This is a genomic window from Streptomyces sp. NPDC018693 (assembly GCF_044391385.1).
In the GTDB taxonomy this organism is placed as follows: Bacteria; Actinomycetota; Actinomycetes; order Streptomycetales; family Streptomycetaceae; genus Streptomyces.
In genome coordinates this window covers 44,371-60,708 of the sequence record NZ_JBIRZZ010000023.1, presented here as the reverse complement: position 1 = coordinate 60,708, position 16,338 = coordinate 44,371, and the positions used below count along the sequence as shown (strand labels likewise).

At 73.5% G+C, this 16,338-nt stretch carries 16 protein-coding genes; 12 read left to right on the top strand and 4 right to left on the bottom strand.

Going from position 1 to position 16,338, the window contains the following annotated elements; genetic code table 11:
• The first annotated feature begins 8 nt into the window (after positions 1-8).
• From ACH5AC_RS35590 to ACH5AC_RS35575, 4 genes are all read left to right on the top strand, one after another.
• Positions 9-2,018, top strand: coding sequence for a prolyl oligopeptidase family serine peptidase (locus ACH5AC_RS35590; RefSeq protein ID WP_398866460.1), 2,010 nt, complete (start codon positions 9-11; stop codon positions 2,016-2,018).
• Positions 2,015-2,941 (top strand): LD-carboxypeptidase, encoded by a 927-nt coding sequence (locus tag ACH5AC_RS35585; RefSeq protein ID WP_398866459.1) that lies wholly within the window; start codon positions 2,015-2,017, stop codon positions 2,939-2,941. Before ACH5AC_RS35590 ends, ACH5AC_RS35585 begins: the two co-directional genes overlap by 4 nt.
• An 87-nt stretch (positions 2,942-3,028) precedes the next feature.
• Entirely contained in the window at positions 3,029-3,271 is a 243-nt protein-coding gene (locus ACH5AC_RS35580) for a DUF1049 domain-containing protein (protein ID WP_398866458.1), read from the top strand.
• Positions 3,272-3,312: 41 nt separating this feature from the next.
• Positions 3,313-3,867: a GNAT family N-acetyltransferase gene (locus tag ACH5AC_RS35575; protein WP_398866456.1), complete on the top strand. Its 555-nt coding sequence runs from the start codon at positions 3,313-3,315 to the stop codon at positions 3,865-3,867.
• A gap of 257 nt (positions 3,868-4,124) precedes the next feature.
• Here ACH5AC_RS35575 and ACH5AC_RS35570 read toward each other — a convergent pair whose 3' ends face one another.
• On the bottom strand, positions 4,125-4,475 hold the full coding sequence (locus ACH5AC_RS35570; protein ID WP_398866455.1) for a VOC family protein: 351 nt from the start codon (positions 4,473-4,475) through the stop codon (positions 4,125-4,127).
• A gap of 114 nt (positions 4,476-4,589) precedes the next feature.
• Between ACH5AC_RS35570 and ACH5AC_RS35565 the strand changes: the two genes are divergently transcribed.
• Together ACH5AC_RS35565 and ACH5AC_RS35560 are read left to right on the top strand one after the other, a co-directional pair.
• A complete protein-coding gene (locus ACH5AC_RS35565) occupies positions 4,590-5,138 on the top strand; it encodes a phage holin family protein (RefSeq protein WP_398866454.1) in 549 nt (182 codons plus the stop codon).
• 6 nt (positions 5,139-5,144) lie between these two features.
• Positions 5,145-6,194: an SDR family oxidoreductase gene (locus ACH5AC_RS35560; protein ID WP_398866453.1), complete on the top strand. Its 1,050-nt coding sequence runs from the start codon at positions 5,145-5,147 to the stop codon at positions 6,192-6,194.
• 25 nt (positions 6,195-6,219) lie between these two features.
• On the opposite strand, the gene ACH5AC_RS35555 is transcribed toward ACH5AC_RS35560, so the two are convergent.
• Entirely contained in the window at positions 6,220-7,173 is a 954-nt protein-coding gene (locus ACH5AC_RS35555) for an LLM class F420-dependent oxidoreductase (protein ID WP_398866452.1), read from the bottom strand.
• A gap of 380 nt (positions 7,174-7,553) precedes the next feature.
• On the opposite strand from ACH5AC_RS35555, the gene ACH5AC_RS35550 reads away from it, so the two are divergent.
• From ACH5AC_RS35550 to ACH5AC_RS35530, 5 genes are read left to right on the top strand one after another with little or no spacing between them, the layout of a single operon-like run.
• On the top strand, positions 7,554-9,041 hold the full coding sequence (locus tag ACH5AC_RS35550; protein ID WP_398866451.1) for an FAD-dependent oxidoreductase: 1,488 nt from the start codon (positions 7,554-7,556) through the stop codon (positions 9,039-9,041).
• Between the two features lie 4 nt (positions 9,042-9,045).
• Complete coding sequence (locus ACH5AC_RS35545) at positions 9,046-10,938, top strand: transketolase (protein WP_398866450.1); 1,893 nt, start codon at positions 9,046-9,048, stop codon at positions 10,936-10,938.
• Entirely contained in the window at positions 10,935-11,930 is a 996-nt protein-coding gene (gene ligD, locus ACH5AC_RS35540) for a non-homologous end-joining DNA ligase (RefSeq protein WP_398866449.1), read from the top strand. The genes ACH5AC_RS35545 and ligD overlap by 4 nt, the downstream gene beginning before the upstream one ends.
• Positions 11,927-12,694 (top strand): GvpL/GvpF family gas vesicle protein, encoded by a 768-nt coding sequence (locus tag ACH5AC_RS35535; protein ID WP_398866448.1) that lies wholly within the window; start codon positions 11,927-11,929, stop codon positions 12,692-12,694. Before ligD ends, ACH5AC_RS35535 begins: the two co-directional genes overlap by 4 nt.
• 36 nt (positions 12,695-12,730) lie before the next feature.
• Complete coding sequence (locus tag ACH5AC_RS35530) at positions 12,731-13,393, top strand: GvpL/GvpF family gas vesicle protein (protein ID WP_398866447.1); 663 nt, start codon at positions 12,731-12,733, stop codon at positions 13,391-13,393.
• Between the two features lie 59 nt (positions 13,394-13,452).
• Here ACH5AC_RS35530 and ACH5AC_RS35525 read toward each other — a convergent pair whose 3' ends face one another.
• Entirely contained in the window at positions 13,453-13,623 is a 171-nt protein-coding gene (locus ACH5AC_RS35525; protein WP_398866446.1) for a hydrophobic protein, read from the bottom strand.
• Positions 13,624-13,685: 62 nt separating this feature from the next.
• Positions 13,686-14,507: a class I SAM-dependent methyltransferase gene (locus ACH5AC_RS35520; protein ID WP_398866445.1), complete on the bottom strand. Its 822-nt coding sequence runs from the start codon at positions 14,505-14,507 to the stop codon at positions 13,686-13,688.
• A gap of 174 nt (positions 14,508-14,681) precedes the next feature.
• On the opposite strand from ACH5AC_RS35520, the gene ACH5AC_RS35515 reads away from it, so the two are divergent.
• Positions 14,682-16,301 carry an ABC-F family ATP-binding cassette domain-containing protein gene (locus ACH5AC_RS35515; protein ID WP_398866444.1) on the top strand — a complete coding sequence of 540 codons (1,620 nt, stop codon included), beginning with the start codon at positions 14,682-14,684 and terminating at the stop codon, positions 16,299-16,301.
• Positions 16,302-16,338 lie beyond the last annotated feature (37 nt).

The following is a 16,338-nucleotide window of genomic DNA, read 5'->3' as shown; positions in this document are numbered from 1 at the left end:
GGGGGAACGTGCGCATCCTGCCGTACGGGGCGTGGCCGTCGCCCGTCGACGCGGCCCTGACCGCCGCCCACGACGGGCGGCCCGAGTACGTCGGTTTCGTCGGCGACGAGGTGTGGTGGACCGAGCCCCGGCCCGACGAGGGCGGCCGCCGCGCCCTGGTGCGGCGGTGCCATGAGGAGGCGGGGCGCGCAGCGCCTCGCCGGAAGGGCGGTGGTGGGAGAGGGGAGGGCGGGCGTGAGGATGTCCTGCTGCCCGCGCCGTGGAACGTGCGCAGCCGGGTGATGGAGTACGGCGGCCGGCCCTGGGACGCGGTCGTCGGGCGGGACGGGCGGCCGTTGGTGGTGTTCACGCACTTCGCCGACCAGCGGCTGTACCGCTGGGAGCCCGGTGGTGAGCCCCGGCCGCTCACCCCGGTCTCGGCGGTGGGCGGCGGGCTGCGCTGGGCGGACCCGCAGGTGCTGGCCGACCGGGGTGAAGTGTGGTGCGTACTGGAGGAGTTCACCGGCGACGGGCCCACCGAGGTGCGCCGGGTCCTGGCCGCCGTGCCGCTGGACGGGTCGGCCGCCGACGACCGGGCCGCCGTACGCGAACTCACCGACGACCGGAGGCGGTTCGTCACCGGGCCGCGGCTGTCCCCGGACGGGAGCCGGGCCGCGTGGCTCGCCTGGGACCATCCGTGGATGCCGTGGGACGGCACGGAGCTGCTCGTGGCCGACGTCGGTGCCGACGGCACGCTGCGGGCGGCGCGGACGGTGGCCGGTGGGGCGGAGGAGTCGATCGCCCAGGTCGAGTGGTCGACAGACGGCGGTCTGCTGTATGCAAGCGACCGTAGTGGGTGGTGGAACCTGTACCGCGACGGGCGCCCCCTCTGCCGCCGCGAGGAGGAGTTCGGCGGGGCCCTGTGGAAGCTCGGCCGGCGCTGGTTCGCGCCGCTGGCGAACGGGTTGATCGCGGTCGTCCACGGCCGGGGGTCGACCGTCCTCGGCATACTGGATCCCGAGACCGGCGAGGTAGTCGACGCCGCCGGCCCCTGGACCGAGGTCGCCCCCACCCTCGCCGTCCACGGCGAACGCGTCGTCACCGTCGCCGCAAGCCCCCGTAGCGCCTACGAGGTCGTGGAACTGGACACCCGGACCGGCAGGGCCCGGGTCATCGGCGCCGACCACGACGACGCCGTCGACCCGGCCTACTACCCCGAGCCGCAGATCCGCACCTTCACCGGCCCCGACGGCCGCGAGATCCACGCCCACGTCTACCCGCCCCACCACCCCGGCTGCGCCGCCCCCGGCGCCGAACTGCCGCCCTACGTCATCTGGGCGCACGGCGGCCCCACCGACCGCGCGCCCCTCGTCCTGGACCTGGAGATCGCCTACTTCACTTCCCGCGGCATCGGCGTCGTCGAGGTCAACTACGGGGGATCCACCGGATACGGGCGCGCCTACCGCGACCGGCTGCGCGAGCAGTGGGGCGTCGTCGACGTCGAGGACTGCGCGGCCGTCGCCCTCGCCCTCGCCGCCGAGGGGACCGCCGACCGCGACCGGCTCGCCATCCGCGGCGGCAGCGCCGGCGGCTGGACCGCCGCCGTCTCCCTCACCACCACCGACGTCTACGCCTGCGGCACGATCAAGTACCCCGTCCTCGACCTCACCGGCTGGGCGACCGGTGAGACCCACGACTTCGAGTCCCGCTACCTGGACACCCTCGTCGGGCCGCTCACCGAGGTGCCCGGCCGCTACACGGAACGCTCGCCCGTCGAACACGCCGACCGGATCACCGTGCCGTTCCTGCTGCTCCAGGGGCTCGACGACGTGATCTGCCCGGCCGCCCAGAGCGAGCGCCTGCTCGCCCGGCTGGCCGGACGGCGGATCCCGCACGCCTACCTCGCCTTCGAGGGCGAGGGACACGGCTTCCGCCGGGCCGACACCATGCGCCGCGCGCTGGAGGCCGAACTCTCCCTGTACGCCCAGGTGTTCGGGTTGCGCGCGCCCGGCATCCCGACCTTGGAGCTGGCCAAGTGAAGGACCTCGTACGGCCGCCGCGGCTCACGCCCGGCGCCCGGGTGGCGATCGTCGCGCCCAGCGGACCCGTGCCCGAGGAGCGGTTGCAGGCCGGACTCGACCTGCTGTGCGGCTGGGACCTCGACGCGGTGGTCGCACCCCATGTCCTGGACCGGCACGGCGAGTTCCCCTACCTGGCGGGCACCGACGCCGACCGTGCGGCGGATCTCCAGCGCGCCTGGTGCGACCCGGCCGTCGACGCGGTGCTGTGCGCGCGGGGCGGCTACGGGGCGCAGCGCGTGGTGGACCTGCTCGACTGGGAGGCGATGCGGGCGGCCGGGCCGAAGGTGTTCGTCGGGTTCAGCGACATCACCGCGCTGCACGAGGCGTTCGCCACCCGGCTCGGCCTGGTCACGCTGCACGGGCCCATGGCGGCGGGCGTCGACTTCCTCAAGAGCGCGCGGGCGCAGGACCACCTGCGGGCCACGCTGTTCGCCCCGGAGACGGTCCGGATCATCGCCTCCGGCGGCGGCCCGCTCGTCCCCGGGCGGGCCCGGGGCGTCCTCCTCGGCGGCTGTCTGAGCCTGCTCGCCGCCGAACTGGGCACCCCGCACGCCCGCCCCGGCGCACGCGGCGGACTGCTGTGCCTGGAGGACGTGGGCGAGGAGACGTACCGGCTGGACCGGTACCTCACGCAGCTTCTGCGCGCCGGCTGGCTCGACGGGGTGCGCGGGGTGCTGCTCGGCTCCTGGCAGGAGTGCGATCCGTACGAGGAACGGGTGCGGCCCCTGCTGGCCGACCGGCTCGGCGGGCTCGGGGTGCCCGTCGTCGAGGAGTTCGGATTCGGCCACGGCGAGGACGCATTGACGATCCCCTTCGGTGCCTCGGCCGAACTCGACGCCGACGCGGGCACGCTGACCCTGGACGCGCCGGCACTGCACTAGCGGGGGCTGCCGACCAGTCGTACTTACTGGTCGGTAATCGTGGTCCTTCGGCGTGCGCGGCAGCTGCCTCGGGCGCACCCTGGACCCATGAGCCCCAAGACTTCCGAGCGCTCGACGAGGAAGGGCGGCGCCAGGGCCGCGATGACGCCCGCCCGGATCGCCGTGCTGGTGCTCGCCGTCCTCGCCCTGGTCTTCATCTTCGAGAACACGGCGAAGACGAAGATCAGAATCCTGGTCCCGGAGGTCACCATGCCTCTGTGGGCGGCCCTCCTCGCCACCGCCCTGATCGGCGCCCTGTGCGGGGCGTTCTTCGCCAGACGCAGGCGGTAGAAGTGGAAACGCCGAGGTCGGGACAGTCGTAGGCTGGCTGGATGCCGCACCACACCGGATCCCGCCACCTCGCGGAGGGCGCCCGCGTGGGCATACGTCCCTTCGCCTTCGAGGACGCCGCCGAGTTCACCGCCCGCGCCCGCGAGAGCCGGGAACTGCACCAGCCGTGGCTGTTCCCGCCCCTGACGGCCGCCGAGTACGACGCCTATGCCGGGCGGCTTATCAAGGACCCGACGAACGCGGGGTTCCTTGTGTGCACCCTGGACGACGGGGCCATCGCCGGCTTCATCAACATCAACAACATCGTCCGCGGCGGCTTCCAGTGCGGCGCCCTCGGCTACGGCGCCTTCGCGCACGCCGCCGGGCGCGGGCTGATGCGTGAGGGCCTAGACCTGGTCGTCGGCCACGCGTTCGGGCCGATGCGGCTGCACCGGCTGGAGATCAACGTCCAGCCCCGCAACGCGGCCTCGATCGCCCTCGCCCGGGCCTGCGGCTTCCGACTGGAGGGCTTCTCCCCGAAGATGATCCACATCGACGGGGACTGGCGGGACCACGAACGGTGGGCGCTCACCGCCGAGATGCGGGCTTCCGGTTGATCTTCATGGTGTCGAGGTCGGTGACCGTCGACCGCAGCGCCGTGAAGTCGCCCTGCGCCGCATTCGGCCGCCCCGGGCCGGCCGTGCCGAACTCGCCGGCCTGAAGATCCCCGTCGCCACCGTCGGGCAGCTGCGTGAGGTGGGCCCGGGCGACGTCGCCCGGGCGTGCTGGACCCCACGGTCATGCCCGCGGTGGACAGGCCAGATCCCGACCGGCTGCTGCCCGGTGAACTCCTCGCGATGCCGCGGCCGGGTCGTCAGGCGGGGCGGCGGTCCGCGTACTCGTAGACCGTGCCGTCCGGATGACGGGCGATCAGATTGCGGCCGACCGGGGTCGGGACCGGGCCGGCGATGACCTGCGCGCCGAGTTCGGTGAGGGTCTTGTGCGCCTCCTCGACGTCCGTGACCGCGATCGTCGCCGCCACCTTGCGCAGCACCTCCAGTTCCGCCTCGGGGCCGCTCATCAGCAGGAAGCAGCCGACGGCGGCCACCTGGACACCGCCGCGTTCGAAACGGAGCGCCGAGGTGCCGGCGAGCCGCTCGTAGAAGGGGACCGCGGCCTCCAGATCGTGGACGCAGATACGCAGGGTGGTTCCCAGAATGTCCATGGTCCGAGCCTAGTCGGGGCCGCTCGGAGGAGGTGATCGCTTGCGGTGAACGGGGTGTGGAGGTCCGGCCGCGCCGGGTCGTTACGGCCCGGTGACCACGGGTACCCGGCGCGCATGGAGCGCATGGATCACCGGGACCACCGGGACCACCGGGATCGACTGGACCATCTGGAGCATCTCGACAGGCACCTGGTCGACGAGCTCGCCCAGGTCGCGCGGGAGACCGTCCGCGACGAACTGCGCGAGCAGGGGCGCCGACGCCGTCGTACGGCGATGCTGTACGCCGCGTCCGGGGCCGTCGCCCTGTACGCGGGCGCCGCCCTCGCAGTGGCACTCGGCCTGGCCCTGGCCGCCGGACTGCCCGACTGGGCCGCCGCGCTGATCACGGCGGCCGTCCTCGGCGTCGTCGCGTACGCCCTGCGCGGCGCGGCCCGGCCGTCCGCCTCCCGCCCGATCCCCGAGCGCGAGGCCGGGCTCGCCGCGTCGGCCGGCCGGGGCGCTGCCCCGGGGGACGCCTTCGGCGCGGGCCATCCGCCGGTGCCGCCCGTCGCCCCCGGCGGCGTGGCCGGAGTCGGGCCGGCGCCGGCCGGTGCCCCCGGTGCCGCCCCTCCGGCGCCGCCGCCGGGCGACATCGACCCCGAGGCACCGCACCACCGGGCGTGAAGCGCCGTGCGGGCCCCGTGGCGAGTGGACGCCGGCCGGCGGGTCGTCGTGGTCACCGGCGCCAGCGGCGGCGTGGGCCGGGCGGCCGCCCGTGCCTTCGCCGCCCGGGGTGACCGGGTCGCTCTGCTGGCCCGGGGCCGCGAAGGGCTCGCCGCGGCGGCGGACGAGGTGCAGCAGGCCGGCGGTGAGGCGCTCGTCGTCGCCGTCGACGTGGCCGACGCCAGGGCCGTCGACGACGCCGCGCAGCAGGTCGTGGACGCCTTCGGGCGCATCGACGTGTGGGTCAACAACGCCTTCGCCGGGATCTTCGCGCCGTTCACCGAGATCACGCCCGACGAGTTCCGCCGGGTGACCGAAGCGACGTACCTCGGCTATGCGTTCGGTACCCGGGCCGCCCTGCGGCACATGCTGCCGCGCGACCGCGGCACCATCGTGCAGGTGGGGTCCGCGCTCGCCTACCGGGGGGTGCCGCTGCAGACTGCGTACTGCGGGGCCAAGCACGCGATCCAGGGGTTCCACGAGTCGCTGCGCTGCGAGCTGCTGCACGCGGGGAGCCGGGTGCGGACGACGATGGTGCAGCTGCCCGCCCTCAACACCCCGCAGTTCGACTGGGTGATGGATCGGATGCCGGGGCGGGCCCGGCCGGTGGCTCCCGTGTACCAGCCGGAGGTGGCGGCGCGGGCGATCGTGCACGCGGCCGGGCACGGGCGGCGGCGGGAGTACTGGGTCGGCGGCTCCACGGCGGCGACGCTGATCGTCAACGCGGTGGCGCCCGGGTTCCTGGACCGGTACCTGGCGCGGAACGGGTTCGCGGCGCAGCAGGACGAGCCGGATGCGGGTGCGGACGGGGCCGGCCGGGTGGGCAACCTGTGGAGTCCGGCGGACGGGCCGCACGGGCGGGACCACGGGGCGCACGGCCGCTTCGACGAGGAGGCCAGGGCGGGGAGCGCGCAGGCGTGGGCCTCCCGGAACCGGGGGCGCATGGGCGCAGGGCTGCTGGCCGGTGCCCTGGGTGCGGTAGTGGCCACCGGAGTGCGCCGGCACGGGCGGGTGTAGCCGGCGCGGGCGGGTCCAGGGGCGCTCAGTTCAGCTGCGGCAGCACCTTCGTCCGGTAGAAGTCGAAGAAGCCGCGCTGCTCGGGGCCGATCTGGTTGACGTAGATCCGGTCGAAGCCCGCGTCCGCGAACTCCCGCAGGGTCGCGACGTGCTGGTCCACGTCGTCCCCGCACACCGTGTTCTCCGCGACCATCTCCTCGGTGATCAGCGGCTCCAGCTGCTCGAAGTGGCTCGGGGTGGGCAGGATCTGGCCCATCTCGCCGGGCAGCAGCTGGTTCGACCACAGCGAGTGCACCGTACGGACCGCCTCGTCGCGGTCGGGGCCGTAACACACCTTCGTGCCGCCGAGGACCGGCTTGGCACCGCCCCCGCCCTTGCGGAACTGCTGGACCATCGCCTCCTGCGGCATCATCGTGATGTAGCCGTCGCCCACCCGCGCCGCGAGCGAGGTTGCCTTCGGGCCGAAGCCGGAGATGTCGATCGGTACCGGCTCGTCGGGGACGGTGTACAGCCGGGCGTTCTCCACCGTGTAGTGGCTGCCGTGGTGGCTGATCTCCTCGCCCGTGAACAGGCGGCGCATCACCAGGATCGCCTCCTCCAGCATGTCCAGGCGTACGTTCGCCGGCGGCCAGGGGTCGCCGAGGATGTGCTCGTTGAGCGCCTCGCCGGTGCCGACGCCCAGGCGGAAGCGGCCGTTCGTCATCACCGCGCTGGTCGCGGCCGCCTGTGCGATCACCGCCGGGTGCGTGCGCACGGTCGGGCAGGTCACCGCCGTCTCGATCGGCAGCGACACCGCCTCCGACAGCGCGCCGATCACCGACCACACGAACGGGCTCTGGCCCTGCGCGTCGTTCCACGGGTGATAGTGGTCGGAGATCCACAGCGCCTGGAATCCGGCCTGCTCGGCCATCCGCGCCTGCTCGACCAGGTCCGCGGGGCCGAACTCCTCGCAGGACAGGAAGTAGCCGTACTCGGGCATGGGGGGTACCTCCGGGGTGTGGGCGGTGGGGGCGGGTCCCTGAGCGTCCCGGGGACGCGGGTCGGCCGCCGTTCGGGTACCCGGCGGCCGGGTGGGAAACCGACGTGGTCCGGTGGTGGGGGCCGGGGTGGCCTGGCGGCGGGTGGTCCGGTGGCTGGGCGGGAAGCCGGGGCGGTACGGCGGCGGCGTGGAGACCCGGGGCGGCCGCGGGCCGGGCGGTGGTCCCGTGGCGGGGTGGGGGACCGGAGGCCCCGGGTTCTGGCGGGGACTGGAGCGCCCGCGGCCGGGCGGCGCACGTTTGGCCGGGGCGGCCAGGGGGACGCGGAACACCTCGGACGTCGAAGAGCTCGTACGACACCCACACCGCCGGAGGCGAAACCGTGAGTCGACCCCGCATCGTGATCGTCGGTGCCGGCTTCGCCGGGTACCGCACGGCCCGCACCCTGGCCCGGACGGCCCGGGGCCGCGCCGACATCACCCTGCTGAACCCGACCGACTACTTCCTGTACCTGCCCCTGCTGCCCCAGGTGGCCGCCGGCATCCTCGAACCGCGCCGGGTCACCGTCTCCCTCGCCGGCACCCTGCCGGACGTACGGCTGGTCCTCGGCGAGGCCGACCACATCGACCTCGACGCACGCACCGTGCACTTCACCGGCCCCGAGGGCGACATCGGCGCCCTGGCCTACGACCGGCTCGTCCTGGCGGCCGGCAGCGTCAACAAGCTGCTGCCGCTGCCCGGGGTCGCCGAGCACGCGCACGGCTTCCGGGGCCTGCCCGAGGCGCTGTACCTGCGCGACCACGTGACCCGGCAGGTCGAGCTCGCCGCGGGGGGCGACGACCCGAAGAGCTGCACCGCCCGCTGTACGTTCGTGGTGGTCGGCGCCGGCTACACGGGCACCGAAGTCGCCGCGCAGGGGCAGCTGTTCACCGACGCGCTGGTCCGCAAGCATCCCCTGCGCCAGGGGATCCGGCCGCGCTGGCTGCTGCTCGACATCGCCGAGCGGGTGCTGCCCGAACTGGACCCACGGCTGTCACACACCGCCGACCAGGTACTGCGCGACCGGGGCGTCGACGTGCGTATGGGGACCTCCGTGAAAGAGGCCACGCACGACGGAGTCCTGCTGACCGACGGGGAGTTCGTCGACACCCGTACGGTGGTGTGGTGCGTGGGCGTACGGCCCGATCCGCTCGCCGAGTCGCTCGGACTGCCCATGGAACGCGGGCGGCTGCTCGTCGAACCCACGCTGCAGGTCCCCGGCCGGCCCGAGGTGTTCGCGTGCGGTGACGCGGCCGCCGTGCCGGACCTCGATCAGCCCGGGCAGTTCACCCCGATGACCGCCCAACACGCCTGGCGGCAGGGGAAACTCGCCGGGCACAACATCGCCGCGACCTTCGGCGAGGGCCGCCTGCGGCCCTACCGGCACAAGGAGAAGGGGTTCGCCGTCGACCTCGGCGGGGTCAAGGCCGCCGCCAATCCGCTCGGCGTGCCGCTGTCCGGGGTGGTGGCGGGTGCGGTCACCCGCGGCTACCACCTCGCCGCGATGCCCGGCAACCGGATCCGGGTCGCCGCCGACTGGCTCCTGGACGCCGTACTGCCCCGCCAAGGCGTGCAGTTGGGGCTCGTCCGGTCCTGGTCCGTGCCGCTGGACACGGCGTCGCCGGAGCTGGCACGGGTCCCCGGAGGGCCGTCGGGTGGTGAGCCTGCGAAGAACCAGCCGGGTGGCGAGCCTGCGAAGAACCAGCCTGGTGGCGAACCCGCCAAGAACCAGCCGGGTGGCGAACCCGCCAAGAACCAGCCCGGCGGGGAGCCCGCCAAGAACCAGCCGGTCCCCGAGAGCCCCGACACCCCCGCCGAAGGAGACCAGTAGAGCCATGGACACCGCCGAACTCGCCGCGCTCGGACAGCAGTTGCGTGTCGACAGCGTCCGGGCCTCCGCCGCCGCGGGCTCCGGGCATCCGACCTCCTCGATGTCCGCCGCCGACCTGATGGCGGTGCTGCTGGCACACCACCTCCGCTACGACTTCGACCGACCCGACCACCCCGCCAACGACCGCTTCATCCTCTCCAAGGGGCATGCCTCGCCCCTGCTGTACGCGGCCTACAAGGCGGCCGGCGCGCTCGACGACGCGGAGCTGCTGACCATGCGCAAGCTGGGCAGCCGTCTCGAAGGGCACCCCACCCCGCGCCGGCTGCCCTGGGTGGAGACGGCCACCGGCTCGCTCGGCCAGGGGCTGCCCGTCGGCGTCGGTGTGGCGTTGGCGGGCCGGCGGCTGGAGCGCGCCGACTACCGGGTGTGGGTGCTGTGCGGGGACAGCGAACTCGCCGAGGGCGCCGTGTGGGAGGCCGCCGAGCACGCGGCGTACGAGCACCTGGACAACCTGACCGCGATCGTCGACGTCAACCGGCTCGGCCAGCGCGGCCCGACGCGGCACGGCCATGACCTCGACGCCTACGCCCGCCGCTTCCGGGCGTTCGGCTGGCACACCGTGGAGATCGACGGGCACGACGTCGACGCCGTCGACCGCGCCTACGGCGAGGCCCGCTCCACCCTCGGCCAGCCCACCGCGATCCTCGCCCGCACCCTGAAGGGCAAGGGCGTCGCCGACGTGGAGGACAGGGAGGGGCTGCACGGGAAGCCGCTGAAGCACGCGGAGGAGGCGGTCGAGGAGCTGGGTGGGGTGCGGGACATCCGGGTGCGGGTGCAGGATCCGGGCGACGGTACAGGGGCCGCCGCCGACCGTCTGCCGCATACACGCGCGCGGACACTGTATGCAGTCGACGGTGGACCGGATATCGACCTCCCCACCTGGGATCCCGGCGACCAGGAGGCGACCCGCACCGCCTACGGCCGCGCACTCGCCGCCCTCGGCACCGCCCGCGCCGACGTCGTCGCCCTCGATGGCGAGGTCAGCGACTCCACCCGCGCCGAGTACTTCGCCAAGGAACACCCCGACCGGTTCTTCGAGTGCTACATCGCCGAACAGCAGATGGTGGCCGCCGCGGTCGGCATCGCCTCGCGGGGCTGGGTGCCGTACGCCTCCACCTTCGCCGCCTTCCTCACCCGCGCCCACGATTTCGTCCGCATGGCGTCCGTCAGCGGAGCCGGCCTCAACCTCGTCGGATCGCACGCCGGTGTCGCCATCGGGCAGGACGGGCCCTCGCAGATGGGCCTGGAGGACCTGGCGATGATGCGGGCCGTGCACGGTTCCACCGTGCTCTACCCCTGCGACGCCAACCAGACCGCCCGGCTCGTCCTCGCCATGGCCGCACTGGACGGCGTCCGCTATCTGCGCACCTCCCGCGGTGACACCCCGGTGATCTACGGGCCCGACGAGGACTTCCCCGTCGGTGGCAGCAAGGTGCTGCGCACCGCCGGAGAGCGGGACCGCGTCACGCTCGTCGCCGCGGGCGTGACCGTGCCCGAGGCGCTCGCCGCCGCCGACATACTGGAGGCGGCGGGCATCCAGGTCCGCGTCATCGACCTGTACTCCGTCAAGCCCGTCGACCGGCTCACGCTGCGCCGGGCCGCCGAGGAGACCGGCTGTCTGCTCACCGTCGAGGACCACCACCCCGAGGGCGGCCTCGGTGACGCCGTCCTCGACGCCTTCGTCGACGGGCGCCCGATGCCACGCCTGGCCCGCCTCGCGGTCCGTACGATGCCGGGCTCCGCGACCCCGGCCGAGCAGTTGCACGCGGCCGGCATCGACGCCGAGTCGATCGCCGCGGCCGTACGCCTGCTGGTGGAGCACGCGGTGGTGCCATGAGCGGCGACAAGGCGCTGAGGGTGCGCGCGGGCCGCCGTACGGTCGAGGTGCGGCGGGCGGACAAGGTGATGTTCCCGGGCGGCGACGGCGGCGGGGGCGAGGCCGGCAAGGAGTACACCAAGGGCGACCTCGCCGAGTACTACCGCTCCGTCGCCTCGTTCATGCTGCCTCACCTGCGCGGCCGCCCCCTGATGCTGGAGTGCCACCCCGACGGGATCGGCGGCCCCCGGTTCATGCAGAAGAACACCCCGGAGCACTACCCGGACTGGATCACCCGGATCGAGGTGCCCAAGGAGGGCGGCACGGTCTGCCACACCGTGTGCGACGACGCCGCGACCCTCGTCCACCTCGCCGGCCAGGCATGTCTCACTCTGCACCGCTGGCTCTCCCGCACCGGGCAGCTGAACCGGCCCGACCTGATGGTCTTCGACCTCGACCCTCCCGACGACGACTTCGCCGCCGTGCGCCGGGCCGCCCGGTGGCTGGGTGAACTGCTCGACCAACTCCGGCTGCCGTCCGGCCTGATGACCACCGGATCGCGCGGACTGCACGTCGTGGTGCCGCTCGACGGCCGCCACGACTTCGACGAGGTGCGCGCGTTCGCCCGCGACACCGCCGAGCTGATCGCCACCGAGCACCCCGGTGAACTGACCACCGCCGCCCGCAAGAAGGACCGCGGCGACCGGCTGTACCTCGACGTGCAGCGCAACGCCTACGCGCAGACCGCCGTCGCCCCCTTCACCGTCCGCGCCCGGCCCGGCGCTCCCGTCGCCGTCCCGCTCGGCTGGGACCAACTCGACGACCCGGACACCGGCCCGCGCCGCTGGACCGTCGCCGACGCAGCCGACCAGGCCCGCACCCGCCCCTGGTCCGGCCTGACCCGCCGCGGCCGCGCGCTCGGCCCGGCCCGGCGCCGGCTCGATGCGCTGCGCGGGGAGGAGCCGCGCGGGGAGGAGCCGCGCGGGGAAGAGGGGAAGGAGGCCGAGGAGTGAGTACCTACGTCTACGGCATCGTCGCACGCGAGCACGCGACCGTCCCGGCCGGCACGACCGGCGTGGGGGACCCGCCGCAGCCCGTGCGCGTCCTCACCGAGGGCGACCTGGCGGCCATCGTCAGCGACGCGCCCGAGGGACTGCGCCCCCGGCGCAGCGACTTGATGGCGCATCAGAACGTGCTCGCGCGGGCGGAGTCCGCCGGGTGCGTGCTGCCCATGCGGTTCGGCAGCCTCGCCCCCGACGACGACGCGGTCACCGGCGTCCTCGCCGAACGCGCCGAACACTACAAGGAGCGTCTGCGGGCCCTGGACGGCAAGGTCGAGTACAACGTCCGGGCCGCCCACCACGAGGAGGCCGTCCTGCACCGCGTGCTGTCGGAGAGCCCCGAGCTGCGCGCCCTGGCCGAGGCCAACCGGCAGGCGGGCGGCGGCACCTACGAGCAGAAGCTGCAGCTCGGCGAGATGGTGTCGGCCGCCGTCAAGGCACAGGAGGCCGAGGACGCGGCCGAGGCACAGCACGCCCTGGAGTCGTCCGCCGCGGCCGTCAGCGTGGGCCCCGGGTCCACCGGCTGGCTGGTCAACGTGTCCTTCCTGGTCGACCGGGACGCCGCCCCCGAGTTCCTGGCCGCCGTGCAGACACTGCGCCGCAGCCACCCCCACCTCGACCTGCGCGCCGACGGCCCGCTGCCGCCGTACAGCTTCGTCGAACCGGGGCCCGCCGCACCCGCGGGCACGGTGGTCCCCGACGAGGAAGCGGAGTAGGCAGGGGATCCCGCCCCCGGAGAAGGAGGACGCCCCATGGCCGGACTGCGGTACGTGTACGCCGTCTGCCGTCCCTTCGACACACCCCTCCAGTCCCAGCTGATCGGCGTCGCGGGCGCCCCGCCGAAGCTGGTGCACCACCACGGCCTGGTCGCCGTCGTCAGTACGGTCCCGGAGGCGGACTTCGCCGAGGAGCCGCTGCAGGCACATCTGGCCGATCCGGACTGGCTGGCCCGGATGACCCGTGCGCACCGGCAGGTCGTCGACGCGCTCACCGTCGTCACCACCCCGCTGCCGCTGCGGCCGGCCACCGTCGTCCCCGACGACAGCATGGTCCGCGTGATGATCGAGGAGCGTGAGGAGCGCTTCCGGCACGTCCTCGACCGGCTCCAGGGGCGGGTGGAGTGGGTGGTCCGGGTCCATGCCGACCCGGACGAGGACGACACCCGGCGCACCGCCGAGGCGGTCGCCGAGCGCCTGCACGCGCGCCTCGCGGCGCGCGCCGACGCGGCCCGGCTGCGCACCCCGCCCGCCCGATCGGCCGTGCTGGACGCCGCCTATCTCGTGGCGCGCGCCGGCAGCGAGGAATTCGTCGAGATCATCGACCGGACGAAGCGGACGGAAGCCGGGGTGCGGACAGAACTCACCGGGCCGTGGGCGGCGTATTCCTTCGTGGAATCAGCTGAGGAACCGGAGTAGTCGGAGTAGTCGGAGCAGTCGGATACTTCCGCTGCTTCCGATGCGGAGGGGACGGGATGTCACCACCTGTACCAGCGGCCCCTCCCTCCCGCCGCCGTGGTCCCGGTCAGCAGGAATCCCAGCAGCCAGAAGACGAGGACCGCGATCGCGATCCACCAGAGCAGATCAACCGCGAAGCCGGCACCGAAAAGCACCAGCGCCAGCAGCAGTACCAACAGGATGGGAACCATGATGTGAACCTCCTGCGCTCCGGGTTTCCAGAAAACCGCGGATAATCCGCGCTCGTCCGGCGTCAGGCGTCCTTACGGCAGAGGATCTCGCCGTGCAGGACGGCGAACCAGCCGTCCTCCTGCCGCCCCCACTCCCGCCACGCCTCGGACACCACCCGCAGTTGCTCCTCGGTCGTGTGCCCGCCCTCCGTGGCCCGCTCGGCGTACGCCGAGGCCAGGGTGCGGTCGGCCCACAGACCGCTCCACCAGGCGCGCTCCTCGGGGGTGGCGTACGTCCAGGTGCTCGACGTGGCGGTGACGTCGGTGAAGCCCGCCGCCCGCGCCCACGCGAGCAGTCGGCGCCCGGCGTCCGGTTCGCCGCCGTTGGCGCGCGCCACCCGGTGGTACAGGTCCAGCCAGTCGTCCAGGCCCGGTGACGCGGGGTACCAGGTCATCGCCGCGTAGTCGGCGTCACGTACCGCGACGAAGCCGCCCGGCCTGGTGATCCGCCGCATCTCGCGGAGAGCCCGCACCGGGTCGCCGACGTGCTGGAGCACCTGGTGGGCGTGGACCACGCAGAACGTGTCGTCCGGGTAGTCCAGGGCGTGTACGTCCGCCACCGCGAAGTCGACGTTGGTCAGGCCGCGTTCGGCGGCCGTGGCCCGCGCCTGCTCCAGGACGCCCGGCGCCCGGTCGACCCCGGTGACCCGCCCGTCGGGGACCAGTGCGGCCAGGTCGGCGGTGATCGTGCCCGGGCCGCAGCCGATGTCCAGGACCCGCATGTGCGGCCGCAGCGAACCGAGCAGGTACGCCGCGGAGTTGGCGGCGGTGCGCCAGGTGTGCGAGCGCAGTACCGACTCGTGGTGCCCGTGCGTGTAGACGGCCGTCTCCCGTGCCTTCGGCATGGCTGTACCCCTTCGCGTCGTCCTGGAGCGATGGGTGTCACCGTACGCCGTCATTCGCATACTGAGACGGTATGTCTCATCATTCGGGCCGACGATCCGACAAATGATCTGCGGTGGCCGCTCCGCCGGATAAGCGTTTGCCCGCCCCGCCCGCCGCCCGCAGAATGCGTCCTCATGGGACATCTGGAAGCCGCGCACCTCGAGTACTACCTCCCTGACGGGAGGGCGTTGCTCGGCGACGTGTCCTTCCGGGTGGGCGAGGGGGCCGTGGTGGCGCTGGTCGGGCCGAACGGCGCCGGCAAGACGACCCTGCTGCGGCTGATCTCCGGCGAGCTGAAAGCGCACGGCGGGACCGTCACCGTCAGCGGCGGCCTCGGTGTGATGCGGCAGTTCGTGGGTTCCGTACGGGACGAGACGACCGTACGCGACCTGCTCGTGTCGGTCGCACCGCCCCGCATCCGGGAGGCCGCGCGGGCCGTCGACGCCGCCGAGCACGCCATCATGACGGTCGACGACGAGGCCGCCCAGCTGAAGTACGCGCAGGCGCTCGCCGACTGGGCCGAGGCGCGCGGGTACGAGGCGGAGACACTGTGGGACATGTGCACCATGGCGGCGCTCGGCGTGCCGTACGAGCGGGCCCAGTGGCGGCAGGTGCGCACCCTCTCCGGCGGCGAGCAGAAACGGCTGGTCCTGGAGGCCCTGCTGCGCGGCACGGACGAGGTGCTGCTGCTCGACGAGCCCGACAACTACCTAGACGTGCCCGGAAAGCGCTGGCTGGAGGAGCGGCTGAAGGAGACCCGCAAGACGGTCCTGTTCGTCTCCCACGACCGTGAACTCCTCGCCCGAGCCGCCGAGAAGATCGTGTCGGTGGAGCCCTCGCCGGCCGGCGCCGACGCCTGGGTGCACGGCGGTGGCTTCGCGACGTACCACGAGGCGCGGCGCCAACGGTTCGCTCGCTTCGAGGAGTTGCGCAAACGCTGGGACGAGAAGCACGCCCAGCTGAAGAAGCTCGTGCTGACGCTCCGTCAAGCAGCGGAGAACAGCCCCGACATGGCCTCCCGCTACCGTGCCGCGCAGACCCGCCTGCGCAAGTTCGAGGAGGCCGGGCCACCGCCGGAGCCGCCGCGCGAGCAGGACATCAGGATGCGACTGAAGGGCGGCCGGACCGGTGTAAGGGCCGTGACCTGCAAGGGCCTTGAGCTCACCGGCCTGATGACTCCCTTCGACCTGGAGGTCTTCTACGGCGAACGCGTCGCCGTCCTCGGCTCCAACGGCTCCGGCAAGTCGCACTTCCTGCGGTTGCTCGCCGGGGACGACGTGGCGCACACGGGAGAGTGGAAGCTGGGCGCGCGCGTCGTGCCCGGGCACTTCGCGCAGACCCACGCGCACCCCGAACTCCAGGGCCGCAGCCTCCTCGACATCCTGTGGAAGGAGCACTCCCAGGACCGTGGTGCCGCCATGTCCCGGCTGCGCCGCTACGAGCTGACCCAGCAGGCCGAGCAGACCTTCGACCGGCTCTCCGGCGGCCAGCAGGCCCGCTTCCAGATCCTGCTGCTCGAGCTGGAGGGCGCCACCGCGCTCCTGCTCGACGAGCCGACCGACAACCTGGACCTGGAATCCGCCGAGGCCCTCCAGGAGGGCCTGGAGGCGTTCGAGGGCACCGTCCTCGCCGTCACCCACGACCGCTGGTTCGCCCGCTCCTTCGACCGCTACCTGGTCTTCGGCAGCGACGGCCGGGTCCGTGAGACCCCGGACCCGGTCTGGGACGAGCGGCGGGTGGAGCGGGCGCGGTAAGGACCTCGCCGGGCGCGGTGAGCGACCTCGCCGGCCG

Bases quoted from the DNA above. Each gene is read 5' to 3' on its own strand.
- ACH5AC_RS35545 (WP_398866450.1), top strand. From the start codon at position 9,046: ATGGACACCGCCGAACTCGCCGCGCTCGGACAGCAGTTGCGTGTCGAC.
- ligD (WP_398866449.1), top strand. From the start codon at position 10,935: ATGAGCGGCGACAAGGCGCTGAGGGTGCGCGCGGGCCGCCGTACGGTC.
- ACH5AC_RS35565 (WP_398866454.1), top strand. From the start codon at position 4,590: ATGGAGCGCATGGATCACCGGGACCACCGGGACCACCGGGATCGACTG.
- ACH5AC_RS35530 (WP_398866447.1), top strand. From the start codon at position 12,731: ATGGCCGGACTGCGGTACGTGTACGCCGTCTGCCGTCCCTTCGACACA.
- ACH5AC_RS35520 (WP_398866445.1), bottom strand. From the start codon at position 14,507: ATGCCGAAGGCACGGGAGACGGCCGTCTACACGCACGGGCACCACGAG.
- ACH5AC_RS35555 (WP_398866452.1), bottom strand. From the start codon at position 7,173: ATGCCCGAGTACGGCTACTTCCTGTCCTGCGAGGAGTTCGGCCCCGCG.
- ACH5AC_RS35570 (WP_398866455.1), bottom strand. From the start codon at position 4,475: ATGGACATTCTGGGAACCACCCTGCGTATCTGCGTCCACGATCTGGAG.
- ACH5AC_RS35575 (WP_398866456.1), top strand. From the start codon at position 3,313: ATGCCGCACCACACCGGATCCCGCCACCTCGCGGAGGGCGCCCGCGTG.
- ACH5AC_RS35515 (WP_398866444.1), top strand. From the start codon at position 14,682: ATGGGACATCTGGAAGCCGCGCACCTCGAGTACTACCTCCCTGACGGG.
- ACH5AC_RS35580 (WP_398866458.1), top strand. From the start codon at position 3,029: ATGAGCCCCAAGACTTCCGAGCGCTCGACGAGGAAGGGCGGCGCCAGG.
- ACH5AC_RS35525 (WP_398866446.1), bottom strand. From the start codon at position 13,623: ATGGTTCCCATCCTGTTGGTACTGCTGCTGGCGCTGGTGCTTTTCGGT.